Source organism: Virgibacillus tibetensis, from assembly GCF_036026595.1.
Classification (GTDB): Bacteria; Bacillota; Bacilli; order Bacillales; family Amphibacillaceae; genus Virgibacillus_P; species Virgibacillus_P tibetensis.
Window position 1 is genome coordinate 1 of record NZ_JARZFX010000016.1, and the last position, 19,244, is coordinate 19,244.

14 protein-coding genes and 1 pseudogene are annotated in these 19,244 nt (G+C 35.2%); 1 reads left to right on the plus strand and 14 read right to left on the minus strand.

What is annotated here, in order from left to right; genetic code table 11:
* Positions 1–243: 243 nt before the first annotated feature.
* A pseudogene (locus QGM71_RS18660) lies at positions 244–414 on the plus strand (tyrosine-type recombinase/integrase); the annotation flags it as partial.
* A gap of 437 nt (positions 415–851) precedes the next feature.
* On the opposite strand, the gene QGM71_RS18665 reads toward QGM71_RS18660, so the two are convergent.
* From QGM71_RS18665 to rplQ, 14 genes are all read right to left on the minus strand, one after another.
* Positions 852–2,729 (minus strand): ATP-binding protein, encoded by a 1,878-nt coding sequence (locus QGM71_RS18665; RefSeq protein ID WP_327609085.1) that lies wholly within the window; start codon positions 2,727–2,729, stop codon positions 852–854.
* Complete coding sequence (locus tag QGM71_RS18670) at positions 2,716–3,717, minus strand: SIR2 family protein (protein ID WP_327609086.1); 1,002 nt, start codon at positions 3,715–3,717, stop codon at positions 2,716–2,718. The genes QGM71_RS18665 and QGM71_RS18670 overlap by 14 nt, the downstream gene beginning before the upstream one ends.
* A 150-nt stretch (positions 3,718–3,867) precedes the next feature.
* Positions 3,868–7,086 carry a type I restriction endonuclease subunit R gene (locus tag QGM71_RS18675; protein ID WP_327609087.1) on the minus strand — a complete coding sequence of 1,073 codons (3,219 nt, stop codon included), beginning with the start codon at positions 7,084–7,086 and terminating at the stop codon, positions 3,868–3,870.
* Between the two features lie 12 nt (positions 7,087–7,098).
* Positions 7,099–8,304 carry a restriction endonuclease subunit S gene (locus QGM71_RS18680; protein WP_327609088.1) on the minus strand — a complete coding sequence of 402 codons (1,206 nt, stop codon included), beginning with the start codon at positions 8,302–8,304 and terminating at the stop codon, positions 7,099–7,101.
* Complete coding sequence (locus QGM71_RS18685) at positions 8,297–9,988, minus strand: type I restriction-modification system subunit M (protein WP_327609089.1); 1,692 nt, start codon at positions 9,986–9,988, stop codon at positions 8,297–8,299. The genes QGM71_RS18680 and QGM71_RS18685 overlap by 8 nt, the downstream gene beginning before the upstream one ends.
* Positions 9,989–10,275: 287 nt before the next feature.
* Entirely contained in the window at positions 10,276–10,719 is a 444-nt protein-coding gene (locus tag QGM71_RS18690) for a JAB domain-containing protein (RefSeq protein WP_327609090.1), read from the minus strand.
* 420 nt (positions 10,720–11,139) lie between these two features.
* Positions 11,140–13,824, minus strand: coding sequence for a S8 family peptidase (locus QGM71_RS18695; protein WP_327609091.1), 2,685 nt, complete (start codon positions 13,822–13,824; stop codon positions 11,140–11,142).
* Positions 13,825–14,152: 328 nt separating this feature from the next.
* Positions 14,153–14,545, minus strand: a complete 393-nt coding sequence (gene rpsI / locus QGM71_RS18700) for a 30S ribosomal protein S9 (RefSeq protein ID WP_327609092.1) — start codon at positions 14,543–14,545, stop codon at positions 14,153–14,155.
* Positions 14,546–14,565: 20 nt separating this feature from the next.
* The gene (gene rplM / locus QGM71_RS18705; RefSeq protein ID WP_327609093.1) at positions 14,566–15,003 is read right to left on the minus strand and encodes a 50S ribosomal protein L13; all 438 of its coding nucleotides are present in this window, start codon (positions 15,001–15,003) and stop codon (positions 14,566–14,568) included.
* Between the two features lie 175 nt (positions 15,004–15,178).
* Positions 15,179–15,928 (minus strand): tRNA pseudouridine(38-40) synthase TruA, encoded by a 750-nt coding sequence (gene truA / locus QGM71_RS18710; protein WP_327609094.1) that lies wholly within the window; start codon positions 15,926–15,928, stop codon positions 15,179–15,181.
* Between the two features lie 36 nt (positions 15,929–15,964).
* A complete protein-coding gene (locus QGM71_RS18715; RefSeq protein ID WP_327609095.1) occupies positions 15,965–16,765 on the minus strand; it encodes an energy-coupling factor transporter transmembrane component T family protein in 801 nt (266 codons plus the stop codon).
* Complete coding sequence (locus tag QGM71_RS18720) at positions 16,758–17,630, minus strand: energy-coupling factor ABC transporter ATP-binding protein (RefSeq protein WP_327609096.1); 873 nt, start codon at positions 17,628–17,630, stop codon at positions 16,758–16,760. The genes QGM71_RS18715 and QGM71_RS18720 overlap by 8 nt, the downstream gene beginning before the upstream one ends.
* Entirely contained in the window at positions 17,606–18,445 is an 840-nt protein-coding gene (locus QGM71_RS18725; protein ID WP_327609097.1) for an energy-coupling factor ABC transporter ATP-binding protein, read from the minus strand. Before QGM71_RS18725 ends, QGM71_RS18720 begins: the two co-directional genes overlap by 25 nt.
* Before the next feature lie 411 nt (positions 18,446–18,856).
* Positions 18,857–19,210, minus strand: a complete 354-nt coding sequence (gene rplQ / locus QGM71_RS18730) for a 50S ribosomal protein L17 (protein WP_327609098.1) — start codon at positions 19,208–19,210, stop codon at positions 18,857–18,859.
* Positions 19,211–19,244 lie beyond the last annotated feature (34 nt).

A 19,244-nucleotide genomic window follows, 5' to 3' on the forward strand; every position in this document is an offset into this window, starting at 1 on the left:
GTTTAATTTTATCACTAATTATTATTACGTTCATCGTAATTGTAAAAATTCACATGGCAAATCACATCGAAATCACAAGAAGGATATATTATTTACACCTACACGAATATGTGTGTGAATTACTTTATGATTTCATGTCTATTTAGTAATAAAACATTGATAGAACAAAAAAACACATGTGATTTCTGCTGTGAAATCGCATGTGTTTTTGCTTATGAACCTCTGAAGTAAATCCGTTTAAAAATCCGGCATACACATGCCAGTTTGTTGTTTGCAGACGGTGCTTCTATCAAAGATGTACAATCCCGACTCGGCCATACCGATATTAAAACCGCGATGGATATTTACACTCATGTGACCGATGAAGCGAAGGAGAATACAGCGGAGATGTTCCAGAAGTACATGACATTTTAGCTCGGGTTGTTCAAGGGGTATTCAATTCCAAATTAGGACATGAAAAAGCCCTCTCTGCTTTATAAGAGCAAAGAGGGCAAACCCTTGGTATATAAGGTTTATTAACGTTTTGAGAAATATACCTGTGAGTTTTAAGTATACCTAATCCATTGAAATCCTTTTGTATCAATGTTTTACAAGTTTGCATTTGGATAAAAATGTATGAACAGGTATTGAAAATGGTATTACTTGAACCAATTTGAACCAAAATGATGGATGTTAGTTGAATACAATAACCCCTCTATAAAACTAATTTTCTCTTGACTTAAATTTAATCCTAAATATAATCACATACACAATACCATCAGTTTACTCATCATTATTCTATTTATACTGATTTTCCAGGTTGTTATTTTCCGAATTGTTCTCCTACTCATTAATTCTAAATGAAATCTTAACTACTCCACAATAGGTTCTGTAAAGTTAGATAAATCCCCCCATAAATTTGTTAGCAATACATCATCACTGTTAGGACGTATATTTTTCTCTTTTGGTATTTTGACAAAGACCGGAACTTGCATTGCATTACCCGTTATAATTACTTCACCTTTTCCTAAACTAGGAATCATTTGATACGAACTTTTATCAAGCGTTGGCATAGTATTCTCTAGCATGCGCAAATCTTTCTCATTTACAAGACGATGTATAAGGTAATTATGTGTTTGTGATAAAATAGTTGGTGAAATATCCGCAGGACGTTGACTTGCAAGCGTCAAAAAACAGCCAAACTTTCTACCTTCTTTAATAATCTCTTCAAACACTGATAAACGATAATCTTGCCAATCATCACCGTTGTTTCTATACTCAGCATTTAAAATATTATGAGCTTCATCGATAATCAAATGTCTTGTTTGATTGATACTTTGGCCTGCAACTTTAAATCTATGTTCATCATAAATCATTTTTGATATCAGCATAGGAATTAAACGGGTGACTTCTTCATTTGCATGAACTAGAGAGATTATATTCATTGCCTTATATTTCCCTGAAATATCATCATAAACATCAATAACCTTTTCTAGACTATCAAATGATGTTTTTATCCGATTAAATAATGGATTAATATGTTCAATATTGGCAGACTTCCATGCAGAAACATAAACTCTTTGAAACTGAAGAAAATAGTTAAGACTTTGAATAGGAGTAGCACTATTAAATAAAGCACTGAGTTCTCTCTTCAAATCATCAAGTTTAAGTTCTTCCTTTCCTTGTTGAGTAATTTGCCCATTTTCAAGAATCATTATTCCCGTTGCTGACTTTATCTCCAAATTACCAAAATGATTTTTTATAAGATTATCTTCAAGCCCTTGAAAATAACCTTTTTCAACACCTAGACTTTCAGCAGCTGATATCCAATTATCAAGTGCGTCACCAGCCACACTTTTAGTACCCCTAATGATTGATATTAATAACCCAATCTCTAGTTTTGCAAAGCTCTCTGCATCCTGTACTTTCTCTTTATAAGTCTTTAGTGCTGTTCGTAAAAAAGGTACCTGAGTTGCCGGTCGAGCATCAAACAATATTGCTAAAATGTCAGCGTCAAATAAATAATCTTTTTTCACCGGCAATTTACGACCTTGACCCTCATTTCTAGTATTAACTTCAAAAATTTCTTTATGTTCCATTTTTACACCAAACATATCTAAACCTGTATATTCCCCGTTAAAGTCTATAATAAAAAATTGAGACTTTTGAGTAATTTGCAGATAATATTCAGATCTAAAAAGCTCTAAAAATAATTTATGTAAAGTATTTGATTTTCCACTACCAGTATTACCAAAAATCCCAATATGTGATGCAAAAAAATTATTGATAGACAGTTGTATTGGTTGTCCTTCTAGGATTGATTCTCCAATAGCAATCGTTGATTCAGTATAATCAATTCCATAAATAATTCTCAGTTCTTCTTTTGTAGTTAAAGTTACTTCATTACCAATCATCGGAACATACTGACTAGTAACTTCAAATTTATCTCCGCATATTACTCCTTTCACTTTTAGAGTTATTATACGATTAATAGAATTCTTAGTATATCGATTATCGAATTCAGTACTTCTAATCGTATTTTGTTGATCTATGATCTTTTCCGTTGAAACTGTTGCAATAATTTTAACTTCATTTTGATTAATAGTTAGAAATGCACCTATTTTAGGTCCCGTCAAAATATCTCCATACCATATAAACTCAGCATCATTAGACATATGATACATACCAACCTGAGATATATCACCTTCAACACCTACAATCACACCTAATCTTTTATTATGCATTGTCATCCTTGGATTCCTCCAATTTAGTACCACTTAAAATATTCGTTAGGTTTGATAGAGTAAAGCTAAACCATTCATTGCTTTTATCGTCAACATTCTTATTATTATAATCATCTTCAAAATTTTCAGGTGTCAAAATTTTGAAATTGAATCTTTCATTTTCGAAATTCAAGTTATTTAAAAAGGTTTGTCTATCACTATCTGTATACCCAAATACATACACCATCAGTTCAGGATTTTGTACTGCTCGTTTAACCATTTTTGCAATATGTTTATCTTGAAAAGAAAATCCAATAACAAATAAAACTGATTGTGGCTTATCTAATTCCATTTGAAAAATACGCAACATTTCATGAAAATGATTACTTTCAAAGGTGGTTGAGGCTTCATATCCGTCTGGTTTAACAATAACTGGTTCATTAACTACTTCATTTTTTATTAAAATATTTTCATCTTGTTTTTCCCAATTGATTGATCCGTGTGGCTTTATCAATGTTATCGATGGGATTTCATTGATATAATTATCATTTAATCCCTTATAAGAAACCGTTCGATTAAAATTTGAACTGTCTAAGTAGCGATCAAAGTACCCAGTAGCTCCATCATTAAATACTAACTTATACTTTTTTAAAATCTGATCAGTTGCTTTTTCAATATACAAGTCATAATTAGTCGTAAAGATATTCACATTCTTTGGTATCTGTCGGGAGTTAGATAAGTTCAAAATTGAAACAACGCTCTCTATAAACTTTTGATAGTTTCCCAAAACTGTATAAGTATTTTTTTCAGCTAGTTCAAACTTACTCGTCGTTAATAATTTTTTACTAACCTCCTCAACCCGTTCAAATAACTGCTCATTAGCCGACTTGCCATTTATATCATGAAATGCTCCCATTAATGGAATAGCGGGTACTGATGTCCCGGAACCTAAAAGAAAATTAAGTTGTTTAGTGATTGCTAGTTTTCGCAATTGTTTTATTATATCTTCACTCATCTTCATACTCCCATCTCAATTATATTATCTATACTTAAAATTGTTTTTCAGATTTTGTAATATACCGAATCGAAACTATAAAAAAGGCATCAACATTTCTGCTGATGCTTGAAAATTTGTTACTTTTTGTCAACCTGTCACATTTCTTCATTAAGAGACAGCACTTTCCATCATAGCTTCTTCCATTAAATGAGTCATAATAACTTCTGTCTTTAAATTAAACATTTCTTTGTTGTAGCTGTCTGGTAATGTTTCATCTAATAATTCTTCTATTTCAAATTTAACAGCTTGTCTAGGTTGCTCATCTTTATACCAATCAATGACATTTGTTTTACTTTGGTCATTTTTAAGAGACTCGTATAATCTCCTAGCAGATAACTTCACTTTTTCTTCTTCTTTTTTCGTTAACTTGTCCTTTTTTAACAAGTCATATATTTCTAGCTCTTTTTCAGTCAAACCTTCTTTGACATGACGTTCATCTTCTTGTTTTAGATTATCTACAAAGTCAACTAAATCTTCATAATAATCCTCATTTGTCGAGTTACCAGCATTATAGCGATTGATTAACTCTTTATATCGCTCTACAAAATTGGTACGCGTTTTATTATCTTCTAAAAGTTTGTTCAACTTATCTTCAATAAATGATCTCAGCTCTTGAATCTCTATATTTTTATAAGGGGACTCCTTGATTGTCCGACGAATATCATCCGTATTTATTTCTGATAAATTTAATGTTTTCATTGTTGTAACTTCGTATTTATTTTCTCCCGCATCTTCTTTAACATATTTAGATTGCACACTTAAATCTAGAGTCCTACTAAGTGCTATTTTTGCACTTTCAATATTTTCTTCTCTAACAGAGGCTTTAATCATATCACCTAAATAAAAAATAATAGATAGATAATTATTTTTCCAATCAAACTCAAATATTTCTGGTTTACAAGCTTCATATATGTTTTTACACAAATTTACATATATCTTAAATTCCTCATGATATTCATCTTTATCTAGTAAGATATTCGTATACTGTTGAAAGAGATCAATCTGATCAAATGTTTCATTCCTTTGGAGTATTTCATCTAATCTTATGTTTAGTTGATTACAAAACCTTATTGTTTCTTGAATGACATCTTCTAATAATTTTATTTGTTCTTCAATATTTTTGACAGGCATGTTGTCATCACTATCGGGATTTGCATAATCACCAAGGGCTTCCTTCATATATTTAAATAAATTCAGATAATCAACAATCAATCCTGAATTCTTCCCAGGAAACACCCTATTAATCCGAGCAATTGTTTGCATTAACGTATGACTTTTCATCGGTTTATCTAAATAAATGGTTGAAGTATTTGGTGCATCAAATCCTGTTAACCACATGGCACAAACAAAAACAAGTGATAATGGATTTTTAGGATCTTTAAAGTTATCTTCTATGTCATGTCCATTTTCATCAATGTGATTCATCCGTTCACGATGTTTCTTGAAATCTAGCCCCTCATTTTTAAACCTTTCATCCTCATCGCCATCTTCACTAACAACAACAGCCATCTCTACTTGTTGCATATATTTAATTTGCCTATTAAGTCTTTCTCGTTCTTCTCTTGATGAAGCACTGGAACGCTTTTGATATAATTCTTTTAACTTTTCATTCCAGTAATACTTTACTTTGTCATACATTCGTACAGTAGTGAATTTGTCTACCGATATAACCATCGCTTTACCTAGATATCCTCTGTTAGGGAAATGTTCAACAATGTCTTTTGCAACTATATTTAATCGGTCATCCCGTTTTAACACTTCATTCGTTTTCGAATAGTAGTTAGATAGCTTTTCCTCTTCTTCAGGAGTCAGGTTTTCATCTTCAATGATTTCTAAATAGTCATCTTCCAAAAAGTCATTTGTTAACCATACTTCAGGCACTCTTCTTGAGTAATATAAAGGTACAGTTGATCCATCTTCAATCGATTGAGCAAAGTTATATTCACTAACATAATCTCCGAACCATTGATTCGTAAGACGTTTAGAACCTAACAATGGGGTTCCTGTAAAAGCAATATATTGAGCATTAGGTAAAGCCGTCCTCATGTTTTCTGCTAATGATTTGTACTGCGTCCGATGTGCCTCATCCACAATAACAACAATATCATTTCGGTCTGATAAAAGAGGGTACTTCTTCCCCTTTTCGTATCGAAACTTTTGAATTAAGGTAAATAAAAAAGGCTTATTCGTGCGGAGGACACTTCTTAATTCTCCGCTATTCTTAGGGTTAGCCGCATCTTCTTCGGTAATCGTTTCTGTTCTCAAAAAGTTTTTATAAAGTTGGTTATCTAAATCATTCCGGTCTGTCACCATAAAGAAAGTAAAGTTTCCTGTTATCTTTCTATTAATCTTATTCATAAACATTGCCATAGAATAGGACTTTCCACTTCCTTGTGTGTGCCAGAACACACCAAGCTTTCCATTTAATTCGTCCCGTCTTTTAAATGCTTCTACCCCATTGTTTACCCCTAAATACTGGTGGTTTTTAGCTAGGATTTTCATTCTTTTGTTCTCATACAAAATAAAGTTTTCCACATAGTCTAGTAACGTCGCACGTTGCAATAAACTACCTAACAGGTATTCAATACTGGTTCCACCTGACCGAATTAACTTACGGTCTACTTTATCCTCTTCTGTCGCTCTTAACCATTCAAAGAAGTGATTATAGTGTGCTGTATAACTACCAACTCTTGTTTCTGTTCCATTCGATAGTACACAAAACTGGTTAAAGTGGAATAGTTGCGGAATATCACGAATATAATCTTTCAGGTTCTTTTCGTAAGCTGTTCGTAACTTTATGTCCGAATTCTTTAGTTCAATAAAGACTAATGGTAGTCCATTCACAAATAGAAGTAAATCTGGTCTACGATGTTGTGTTTCTCCCTTAATCCACATTTGTGAAACAACTGTAAATGTATTATCTGTTACAGTATTATAATCCAGTATTCGGATTGTTTCGTGTTTCTTCTTACCATTCTCTTCAAACTCTACACTAATGCCGTTTTTTAACTTTTTATAGTTATCATAATTAATTACCTCTAACTCTTTATCCGAAAATGGTATCCTAAACTCTTCTACAACCTGTCTCAGAAAATGTTCTGGAATATTGGGGTTTAAATCCTTTAGACTCTGATATAAGACTTCTGGTAGAATCACTTCCTGAATATTTGAGCGTCCAGTCCCGTCTTCTTCATGTTCTAATACATTCAATGAAGAAAAGACTTTAGTTGAACTAATATTTGCGTCTATCCATTTATATTGATCCTTATCCGTTAAAGCTTGAATACACGCCTTTTCAATCATATCTTCCGTAATAATCTTTCGCATACTATCCCTCCTCTACTTCACCTCAATTGTACCGTTCATCAAACGCGGTAACAGGAGATCTCTTTGTTTTCTTAAGTTTTGGTTAGATAACATTATCCTTTTTATTTTTTCCAAAAATGGTTTTGTTATCGTATTAAACTCTACTAATAATTCATTACTCGGATATAGTATTTTTAACCCTTCAAATTTGCCCTTACTTAAGTTAGTCATCGTGGCTCCAGTTGCTCCAAACAGTTCAATGGTTTTTTTCATAGACTTTAAAGTAAAGAAAGCCCATTCTCTTAATACAGAATCTTTTAATACTATAGAATTTATCTGTTGGTTGGTGTGAGCAGGAAACATATTTAGTGAAACTACCCCACCAGTACCTATACAGCTTACCATTATAGAATCTTCGGGAAGTAATTTATTAACCTGACTTTCACTTCCTTCATTACTCAAATAACTTTCTGTTTGCGCTGTAAATACATTTCCGTGCATATCAGGTGTTTTAATAAACATTATCTCTCCATCATAATATTCTGGTACTTTTGTTGAAGGGGTTTTCCCAGTAATGACTTCTCCAAGGCTTTTCACTCTCTTCACTTCCCAACCTGTAGGAAGACCTTTTTCAAATTTAGTATTTTCATAACCAGGAAACCTCATTCGAACAAACCATTCTTTATAAACTTCTTCGGCTAATTTCTCTAAGGTTGCTATTCTACGATTATTATTTTCAATTAGTTTATCGTAAGTAGAAAGGAAATTTGCTATTTTTTCTTGTACTTTCAAATCAGGAATATTTATTTTTAGTTTTTTAATAAAATTACTATCTGCTCTCTGTCGTCCACTTGCGCCGCTCATGCTATTAATTGCTGGTAACACAATACTATCGGTTTGAGCTAAATAACTAACAAACTCAGTTAATGTTTCGTTTTGTTTTCCTTTAAAAACAAATAATTCTGTAGATCCAAATCCTATGTCTGAACTTTCCAAAAAAGCTCTCGCTATTTTTCTATTTTCCAAACAAGGAGTTATCCTAGAGAATAACACATCCCCAGACTTAAATTTATTAGAACTCTGTCCCGTATATTCTTCCCTGTTTTTTTCAAATACATTGAAAGAACTTTCATCTATATCCGCTATTCCAATAAAGGGGTATTCTTTGTTTTTTTCTAATTTCACTTTTGGGTTAAACTCAATTACATCCTGAAACCTAACCTCTCTCCACTCACTCATATTCAATCACCAAGCTATCTAAATTACGTTCAATTTTCTTTTCTATTACTTTTGCTTCATCATTCAGTAGTTTAAACTCATCATTTAATCCTGCTAAATTTGCTTTAAACTCCTCTGCTGTCATTCCATCATCTTCAATAACAACCCCTACGTACCTTCCCGGGTTTAACGAATAATCTTGGTCAATAATTCCGTCTTCTCCTTCTAGGTTTGCTACTTTGCATAGGCCGATAACATCTTGATACTTTCCATTAGGGAATCGTTCTAGTAACCAATCAATTTGCTTTTGGAAATATTCTTTTTCTTCTCCTGCTTCTGCTCGATCCCTACTATCTTCATACTCTTTTATTAATTCATAAAAGCTTGCAGAATCTCCTTCATATAAACGCGTAATGATAGATAGATTCTTTATTTGTTCATCGGAGAACTCTCTAAAAGTTCGATTTACTTGTGTAAATGTATTTCGGGTATCGATAAATAATATTTCATCTTTCTTTTTTTGTTGTTTATCAAAGAACCATAGTGTAGCAGGTAGCGTTACCGTACTAAACATATTCGAAGGAAGGGAAACCATTTGTGAGATTACACCATCTTCTATTAAACTTTTTCGAATCTCTTTTTCACTATGTCCTGCATCTGAAGCTGAGTTCGCCATAACAAGTCCAGCTCTTCCTGTTTTATTTAATGCAGTTGCAAATTGATTAATCCATAAATAGTTAGCATTAGGTACTGTTGGTTTTTTTCCCTTTGTTTGAGGAACACCATATGTATTAAACCTCTTTTGGTCTTTTACTAGGTCTAATTCAACATTGTCCACATTAAAAGGAGGATTAGCTAACACATAATCAAAGTTACCAAAAGAATCATAGGGGTCGGCATAATAAGAGTTCGCTTCCGTTATTTCTCCGCGTATATTATTTAAGAATAAATTCATTTTTGCTAACTTTACCGTTTCTCCCGTCCGTTCCACTCCGTATGCTCTTAAATTTAAAGGTGTCCCTCCATTTTTTTGTTTATGTTCATTTGCATAATGTGCTGTTTGTACAAACATTCCACCTGATCCACATGCGGGGTCTAAAACTTTCCCTTCTGAAGGCTGTAGCACTTCTACCATATAACGAACAACGCTTCTTGGTGTGTAGAATTCTCCTCCACCTTGACCTTCTGCCAATGCAAATTCACCTAGGAAGTATTCGTATACTTCACCGAATATATCATTTTCCACATCCGTTGGGATATCATGGAAGTTCCTTAATAAACGATTTAGAATTTTGTTATTATCATCTGAACTCAAGTCATGGTAACTATCTTTCGGTAATACGCCGACAAACTCGGGTGAATATTTTTCTATACCTTCCATCGCTGATTTTATTTTATTTGCAATATCTTCTTCTTCACTAAGATTTAGTAGGTATTCGTAACGCGAATGATCAGGTAAATAAAATCCACATTTCTCAATTGCAATTTCCTCTATTTTCTTTTCACGTCTTCCGCCTTTTAAAGCATCATACTCTTCTTCTATTTCTTCTCTGTATTGTTCAAATTTACTATCCGCGAACTTTAGAAAGATTAATCCTAATACCGGTGTAGAATATGCAGATGCTTTTAAACCTGAATTAGCACGAAGATCATCTGCTACACCCCACAATTTTTTCTTTAACTCATTTATTCTATCTTGCTTCAATTCAATTTCCCCCTATAAGATAACAACAATACAAATAATAATTCTTACTAAAATTTATAGTTCATAATGAATTATTTATTTTATCAAACTATTTATTTATCTGAACAAATCATTTTCATGTAGCTCCAAAAGGTCTACTTGATTTACAATTGCTACGTTTTGAAAGTATAGCCTAAAGTATTGGGTCTTTTTCATTATTCCATATCTTATCTTTCTATTTATATTCTATCATATAAAGGACTTGCTCAATTATATTTTGAAGAAAAAAAGGGAGTTGTTTCTCCCTTTTAAATATAGCCTCTTTTTTTCAGGCTAGTAAAACTGTTATCACTATTTACTACTAAATGATCAAGCACTTCGATGCCTAATAACTTTCCAGCTTCGACTAATCTCTTTGTAACATTAATGTCTTCCATCGACGGCTTTATATCACCACTTGGATGCTGATGTGCAACAATTACACTTGCTGCGTTATTAAGTATCGTTGATTTAAACACCTCACGTGGATGAACGAGTGAGGAATTCAACGAACCAACATGACAACGATGAACTGCGATAACATTATTTTTCGTATTTAAACACATAACAAAAAACACTTCACGATCATCACGCCCAATAAAGCGAGACGCTATCTTCGCTCCGTCCTCTGGGCTACGAATAATGTAATTAACTCCTTCTTCTGCCTCTCGAATAATTTGTTCAATGCGAACTACTTCTAAAATGGTTTCCATTTAGATCAACCTCTCTATAATTTTTTTGACCTTTTTGGTCACCATATAGAGAATCTCCGCATCGATTATTGTCAAGTGGCGCAAGTAGCAAAGCTATCAAGTGATTCGTATATGTTTTGGGGAAGCCCAATGAATTAGGGTGCGTTAAAAGCGTTAATTGCTTTCTACGCACCCTTATCCTACTTGGCTGACTCAAAACATCCGAAGAACGAAGACCCTTTACATAATCGATAATTCGTCTCTGCTTTATAGACGCAATAGGAGATTATAATTAGCCTCGAAACCCCATGCACTCCACACAAAAGGGACCCTCTCCTACCTATTCATCGTCTTAGAAAATATCGAATGTCTTTACATACGCTCCATTTCCTTTAATAAATTAGAAAGGGACCTTCCCAACCATCTTGTACTTCCAGTATTTTAAATAACTATTTTTTGCTCTTCAGCTCCTGCAAACTTCCAGTCTCCATCTTCTTTCACAAACTTCACATGATAGATGTGGTAATAAGAATCCCCGCCGACGCCAACATCTTGGGGAGGGATTTCTTTCGTTTGTTTCAGTACAAAATGTTTGCTACCCTTCTCTAACACTTCTAAATCATATTCTGGACCGTAAAATGTTATTGTTCCTGGTGGATTCCAGTACATGGCATATTTTATATTGATGAGTGATTCCATTCCTTCTTCCGCTACAAGATGCTTCACTTTTGGATAGAGCAATTGATACAATTCTACATAGAACGGACTGTTCGGATCGACTCCGGTTTCATAAATTTTTTGCGCTTCTTCAATGCTATAATATTTCTCATACAGATGATCTATACCATCTTCTAAAAAAAATTTCTCTAACTTACTATAGTTTGCTTTCATCATATTCTTTACTGTATCATCCTGTGATACTGCCTGTATAACAAATGGTTTAAATGAATGTTTGACAATCCCAATCTCATCATATTCCTTATCCAATGCTTTTACAGCCGCTTCTGTCATTGAATGGTAAGGTTCTATTAAGTTTTCGTATTCTCCAACATTATTTATTCCATAACCAGCTGCTAATTCTTTCTCTCCATTATCATCTAACTTATAGTAACGCATAAACCGGATACCGTATGTTTCTGAAATTGTTCCGTCTTCGTAAATATTTAAATTCGTACGTATCCCGTTCATAAAAATCCTGACTGGTTCATTATTTTGTAAAGCATATATTTCGTAAATCTCTGCGCTCCCGTCCTCTCGGTAATCACCTAATATTAATTCAGGGAGTCCATCACCATTGATATCCCTAAATTCATAGCCGTAGGTGTCAGAAAGCCTATCGATTAAGTAACCATCTTGTGGACCCAAATCTTCCGCCATTAACCTCTCCACATCCCATTGTTCTTCAATAGCTGTTCTATAAAGCTCCATTAGATTATTATAATAAGAATAGCCATTCAAAAACGCAGTCGTATTTAACAGAGGGTATACATAGGTTTCGTCATCTCTTTTATCTTCTACAGTATGTTCCGCACCCTTCACTAAGATATTCCTTACTTCACTTGCTCTTAACTCAGGATTATATGACCATATGAGCGCTGCTGCTCCTGATACCATAGGTGTCGCAAAGGATGTTCCTTTGACTGTCATTTGTTCATTTTTATTTTTGTTGCTGTCAACAAGCAAGTTACTCGCAGGGGCAGCAAGATCTATTGCTGCCCCATAGCTAGCCCATTTCGGTGCTTGGTAACTATCATTTCCTTTTGGTTCAGCCCCACCTACGACTATAATATGATTTTGAATATCCTTCAATTCCGTTGCAATATTTCTTCCTATATTTGAAGCTTTATCATATGTACTTTGATTGATATTAGTAAAAACACCTGTATTTACTGCCTCTGTCGCAGTTTCGTCAGTCCACTCTTCATCTTTATCTTCATCCGTTTCATGCACAAATCTCTGTTTACCATTACCAGCTGCTTGTACAATTAAAAAATCATTATTTTTATCAGCTAGTAGACGATCTAAAATTATGATTAATTGCGCGGAAACTTCATCTTGTGAATTCTTGACGTCTTGCAAGTAACCGTTATATGTAAAAGCACCCCTTTTCCATAAAATTGTGTTCTTCCATTTTTCTTCACTGTCAGGTGGGAATCCCCATGAATTATTGATTATTTTTACACCTTTATCAAGATTCGATTTGAGTATTGAAAAAATATAAGGTTCAGTCACACCGTTCATTGAGACATCATCACTTAATTTATCAGCATACTCGCCAATAGCATTGAAATTAATCTTTGCAACTCCTGCCGCAACTCCTCGAAAATCATATGGATTTTTATCTTGATCTGCTACAATAAATTTAGTCACCCACCTTGCGTGACTATCAAAAATTTTCTCGTCGTTACGGTTCGTAGTCCAAAAATCTTTACCATGACTATTATCCGGAATCACATTACCTTTCAAATCAGCATCATAAACAGCATCTTTTTCTTCGCCTAAACGACCTGTTTCCAATACGGCTACTTTAACCTCATGAAGTTTTTCTTTATGATTATCTACATATTCCCAAGTTTCGGGAGCATTAATTGCTACTGTCCACCAATTTCCATCAACAGTAGCATTTTCTTTTGAACGGTCAAGGTCATTATCATTTAAATCGGAAATGAATGATGGCGTTGATGTATGCGCAAACTCCACTAACTCAGTATCCTGGAAACGATTCGCAAGTTCCCTAAGAGCGCCAATTGAACTCTTTTCTACTTGAAGTTGCAGCAAATTGATTGCACCCTCTAGTTTTCCAACCACAACACCATCGACCATCTCTGCAAGTTCTTCAGCTTGACTGTCCGAAACTTCTGATGTTAGATAAATATTTAACAGATTATCATAAAAATAGATTTCCTCTTCATTATCGTAGCCAATAGCGTCATTAGAAGGGATATATACAAAATCGCCATTCTCATACGTAATTATCTTTTCTTCACTAGCAACTTCTACTTTTTCCAATATTTCTTCCGGGCTTTCCTTAGTAGATGGATTACTATTTTTTTCTTTCAAATAGAAAAAAACGCCTATACTAATGATAGCAACTAACAGTAAGGCGAGAATGTAATTTTTTCGCAATATGAAATACCTCCTGCATATTTTCCTGAAATTTGCATTAACTTGCCTTATTATATCCTTTTTATCCCAATTTCGCTATTAGTTTTCTGTATTTCTCATCGTAGGTCACGTTAACATCAAAAAGACTCGACATAAAACAATTACATACAATTAATGCCAGAAATGAAGCATGAACAAGACGAAGATGCCTTAAACTTACTAAACTCGATTTAAAGAAAAACATACAAAAACACCGACATTTGTGCCGGTGTTTAAATGTAATATTATGCGTTGTATCACGACTTGTATCAAAAAATGCATGCAAACCCTTGATATGACAACATTTGTCTTAACGTTTTGAGAACTGTGGTGCACGACGTGCGCCTTTAAGACCGTATTTCTTACGTTCTACCATACGTGAATCACGTGTTAAGTAGCCTTCACTTTTTAGTGCAGGACGGTATTCTGGATCTGCTTTTAGTAATGCACGAGCGATACCATGACGGATCGCACCAGCTTGACCAGTAAATCCTCCACCATGTACATTTACTAGTACATCATAAGTGCCTTCTGTTTCAGTAGCTGCTAATGGTTGGTTCAGGATTAGAAGCTGTGTTTCATATGGGAAATAGGCTTTCGCCTCACGACCATTTATTAATACATTTCCAGTTCCTGGAACTAAACGTACACGAGCAGTTGATGTTTTACGACGACCTGTCCCGTAATATTGTACTTGTGCCAAATTGATTTACCTCCTTTTAGTTACCCGCGAAGTTCATAGACTTCTGGTTTTTGTGCTTGGTGATTGTGTTCAGGACCTCTGAATACATGCAGTTTTTTGCTCATTTTACGGCCAAGTGGACCTTTAGGAAGCATACCTTTTACTGCAAGCTCAAGCATTTGCTGTGGATATTTAGTACGCATTTCATCTGCATTACGTTCTTTAATTCCACCTGTATATCCTGAGTGACGGTAGTACATTTTGTCGTTAATTTTATTACCAGTTAACTCTATTTTTTCAGCGTTGATGATAATTATATTATCACCAGTATCAGCGTGTGGTGTGTAAGTTGGTTTGTGCTTTCCACGAAGGATCGCAGCAACCTCACTCGCTAAACGACCAAGACGTTGGCCTTCAGCATCCACAACAAGCCATTTGCGTTCGATATTCGATTCATTCGCCATGAAAGTTGTGCGCATGATTGTTTCCCTCCAAATTTAAAATATCTCGTTATTCCTATATTTCAACATAATTAGATTCCGGGGCTAATCATGGTTTAGAAATAAATAAAATGCCATAGATCATAATATACCATTTTAGTGGAATTTGTCAAGGGGTATACTAAGCTATTTTGCTTGTTAATGCAAATTCTTACTAATCTTCTCGGTACTTTACCTCCCATAAGTAGAGTCCCTGCGGTGGAACTGTCTCCCCTACAAGTCTTCGGTCCTTATTTTCCAGCAAATTTTCTATGTCAGAGGGTTTACGTCTTTCTTGGCCAATATCCAATAAAACCCCAATGATAATTCGTACCATATTATATAAAAAACCACTACCACGAAATATAAACTCTATTTCTGATCCTCTTTCCGTACATGAAGCTTTATAGATTGTTCTTTCTTTACTTCCTTTTGTTGTTGCCTTTGCTGAGGAAAATGTCGTAAAATCATGGGTTCCTACTAAGTAGCGACAAGCCTCCTGCATTGCTTCGATATTCAATGAATATGGAAATTGATAAAAATAGTTTCGTTTAAAAACATCTGCTTCTTTTTCATTCCAGACATAGTACCGGTATTCTTTTTCCATTACATCAAACCTTGCATGAAAGATATCTGGTACAACTTTTACTTCCTGGATGTATAAATCATCAGGCAGCAGCGTATTGAGCGCTTGCTTCCAATTAAGCACAGGTATGTCATAGGAGGAATCAAAGTGAATTACCTGTCCTTTAGCATGTACGCCTGTATCCGTACGTCCTGAAGCAATAATACGCACATGTTCCCCTTTATGCATTTTCAGTAATGCTTTTTCCAGTGAGCCATGGATCGTACGCTTATTAGGCTGAATCTGAAACCCGGAAAATTGGGAACCATCATAGTTAATAATGCACTTAAGTCTAACCACTCCGAATCCCCCTTTGCTAATCTTCACAGATCTGATCTAGTAATTTCTTGTATAGAATAACCCAGCTACAACTAATATAAACAATAGATAAATGAGTATATCACGCCTATTTATCCTTAACTCCCGAAGCTTTGTGCGGCCTTCTCCACCTTGATAGCCACGTGCCTCCATTGCCATAGCCAACTCTTCTGCACGTTTGAATGCACTAACGAAAAGGGGAACCAATAATGGAACAACAGCTTTAGCACGCTCTTTTACAGGTCCTGTTCTAAAATCAACTCCACGCGACGCTTGTGCTTTTGATATCTTTTCCGTTTCTTGCATTAATGTCGGTATAAACCGCAAGGAAATAGACATCATTAAAGCAAGCTCATGAACCGGGAATTTGAACTTTTTTAATGGATGGAGCATATCTTCTATTGCATCAGTAATCTCAATTGGCGTCGTTGTTAATGTTAATAGGGATGTAATAAGAATAAGCAGGAAAAAGCGCATCGAGATTGCGAACCCCTGGACCACACCACCAGAATATATTTCAAAAATAGAAAACTCAAAAATGACAGTACCTTCTTTTGTTACAAATAAGTGCAGAATAAAGGTAAATATGATTAAGAACCAAACAGGTGTTAAGCCTTTTATAATAAAACGTATTGGCACGCGTGATGCAATTACGCTAGCTGCTGCGAATGCTGTTAACGTAGCATAACTTAGTACGTTATTTGCAAAAAATACAATAAAGACGAAAAAGAATATGATCGTAATCTTCGTACGTGGGTCCAATCGATGAACCAGCGATTCTCCAGGAACATACTGACCTATTATTAACGAATTATTCATTGGAGTCATCCTCCCTGAATCTCTTCTGAATCGCTTGAGCTAATTCACTTACCGTTTGACGTTCAAATCGTATAGACTTACCGAATCTTTTTTCAAACAAATTTATAAATTGTACCATCTCTGGTACATCAAGCTGGACATTTTTCAATGCTTCCCTTTGAATAAAAACTTCCTCTGGCTTGCCCTCCATATATTTAGTACCTTTGTTCAAAATAATGACATGATCAGCATATTTAACCGCATCTTCCATACTGTGTGTGACAAGAATAGTCGTTAAGCCCTGGTTCTTATGCAAATTATAAAACATATCCATCATTTCTTTTTGTCCACGCGGGTCTAGACCTGCCGTCGGCTCATCCAGTACCAGTACCTCTGGTTCTATTGCCAGTACACCTGCAATTGCTGCTCTGCGCATTTGCCCACCGCTTAAATCAAAGGGGGAGCGCTTAAGTAAATCTTCAGGAAGACCTACTGCTGGTATAATTTTTTTAATGCGTTTATTAATTTCTTCCATGGCTACCCCAAAGTTTTGTGGACCAAAAGCAATGTCCTTTTCAACCGTCTCTTCAAACAGCTGGTGTTCAGGGTATTGAAAGACTACACCCACACGGCTGCGTAACTCTTTCATATTCTTAGGTTTCTCTTCAGCTGTTAAATGAAAATCACCAATAGAGACTTCTCCTTCACTAGGCCTGACTAGTCCATTTAGATGCTGTATGAGCGTCGACTTTCCTGAGCCGGTATGACCTATGACTGCAACGAATGAACCGGATGGAATATGAAATGAGAGATCATCAATTGCTTTATGGGCAAATGGTGAGTTACGTTGATATATATAGGTTACGTTCTTGAATGTAATGTCCATAAGTCCTCCAACAATTCCTCTTGATTTAAAGGTTCCTGGGTAATTTTTATTCCGACTTCTTTAAGTTCATCTGCTAAAATTGCAACAAAAGGTACATCAAGCCCTATTTTCCGTAGTGCTTCTTTTTTGGAAAATATTTCTCTCGGAAGTGCTTCGTCCCATATTTCTCCATTATTCATTACAATAACACGTTCAGCCTGAACAACCTCATGCAGATCATGTGTAATTGTAATTAAAGTAAGATCGTTTTTCTCCTGAACATCTGAAACGGTTTGCATTATCTCCTTGCGCCCCTTTGGATCGAGCATGGCAGTTGCTTCATCCAGAATAAGAACCTGTGGTGATATTGCAAGAACACTAGCTATAGCCACACGTTGTTTTTGTCCGCCAGATAAACGATGAGGTTCTGTTAGAAGATAGTCCTGCATACCAACTGCAGACAGTGTTTCGTCGATACGCTTAATCATTTCCTCTCTGACAAATCCCCTGTTCTCCATACCAAATGCTACATCATCCTGCACAGTCGTACCTACAAACTGATTATCGGGATTTTGAAAAACCATTCCGACATCTTTGCGGATATTCCAGATGGTATCCTGATTTACCTGCTGGCCATCGATGATAATTTCACCTTCCTGGGGTGACAGTAAACCATTTAGCAGCTTGGCAATAGTTGATTTACCAGATCCATTATGACCTATGATAGCAATCCATTCTTTTTCATAAATTTCAAACGTACAATTTCTCAATACCCAGGGCTGCTCATCTCCGTATCTGAATGATACATTTCTAAACTCTATTACTTTCTTTCTCATTATAAGTCACCGCTACCTCTCTGCTTGCGCCTGGGATTTCGCCTACTATGTAATTCTACAAAAAAATCGAAAAAACGCAATATTATTTATGTAGTTCTCTACTAGCTATTTTAAAAGCAATAGAGTGTGCTAAGGCAATTGTTGCAGCTCAATAGAGATACTCTGAGGCTGCAACACCTTGCAAATGGACATTTGTATATCTTTAGGGAGAAGACGCCTTAAACGGCCTCTGTGAGTCTTTTATCTACTACTTGCTTATGCGTCTGCTTCTGGACAGTCGCTTTCGCCTTTCAATACTAGATCTAGATTCAGCTTCTGAACAGTCGCTTTCGCCTTTCAATACTACAAAAAAAGGGCTTGGATTCACCTCGTTAAAGAGATTCAGTCCTGCCCTTGACGCATTTTGTTGCATTAAACTAGTTCTATTATTGCCATTTTTGCTCCGTCACCTTGACGAGCCCCTAGTTTAAGTACACGTGTGTATCCACCTTGACGGTCTTCGTAGCGTGCAGCAACGTCATCAAAAAGTTTCTGAAGAACACTTTCATTTTCGTTTGCTTCTTGGTTATATAGAAATGCTGCTGCTTGACGACGCGCATGAAGATCACCGCGCTTACCAAGCGTAATCATTTTATCTACTACAGATTTAAGCTCTTTCGCTTTTGCTTCTGTTGTTTCAATCCGCTCATGAATAATTAAATCAGATGCAAGATTGCGAAGTAGTGCCATACGAGTATCTGTTGTACGACCTAATTTTCTAGCCATGGACTATCCCTCCCTTTCTTGTTGTCTAAGGATC

Excerpts from the sequence above, each read along its gene's own strand:
- QGM71_RS18665 (WP_327609085.1), bottom strand. The coding sequence starts at position 2,729 with ATGACAATGCATAATAAAAGATTAGGTGTGATTGTAGGTGTTGAAGGT.
- QGM71_RS18680 (WP_327609088.1), bottom strand. The coding sequence starts at position 8,304 with ATGAGTGAGTGGAGAGAGGTTAGGTTTCAGGATGTAATTGAGTTTAAC.
- QGM71_RS18670 (WP_327609086.1), bottom strand. The coding sequence starts at position 3,717 with ATGAGTGAAGATATAATAAAACAATTGCGAAAACTAGCAATCACTAAA.
- rplQ (WP_327609098.1), bottom strand. The coding sequence starts at position 19,210 with ATGGCTAGAAAATTAGGTCGTACAACAGATACTCGTATGGCACTACTT.
- QGM71_RS18675 (WP_327609087.1), bottom strand. The coding sequence starts at position 7,086 with ATGCGAAAGATTATTACGGAAGATATGATTGAAAAGGCGTGTATTCAA.
- QGM71_RS18690 (WP_327609090.1), bottom strand. The coding sequence starts at position 10,719 with ATGGAAACCATTTTAGAAGTAGTTCGCATTGAACAAATTATTCGAGAG.
- QGM71_RS18720 (WP_327609096.1), bottom strand. The coding sequence starts at position 17,630 with ATGGACATTACATTCAAGAACGTAACCTATATATATCAACGTAACTCA.
- QGM71_RS18725 (WP_327609097.1), bottom strand. The coding sequence starts at position 18,445 with ATGAGAAAGAAAGTAATAGAGTTTAGAAATGTATCATTCAGATACGGA.
- rplM (WP_327609093.1), bottom strand. The coding sequence starts at position 15,003 with ATGCGCACAACTTTCATGGCGAATGAATCGAATATCGAACGCAAATGG.
- QGM71_RS18715 (WP_327609095.1), bottom strand. The coding sequence starts at position 16,765 with ATGAATAATTCGTTAATAATAGGTCAGTATGTTCCTGGAGAATCGCTG.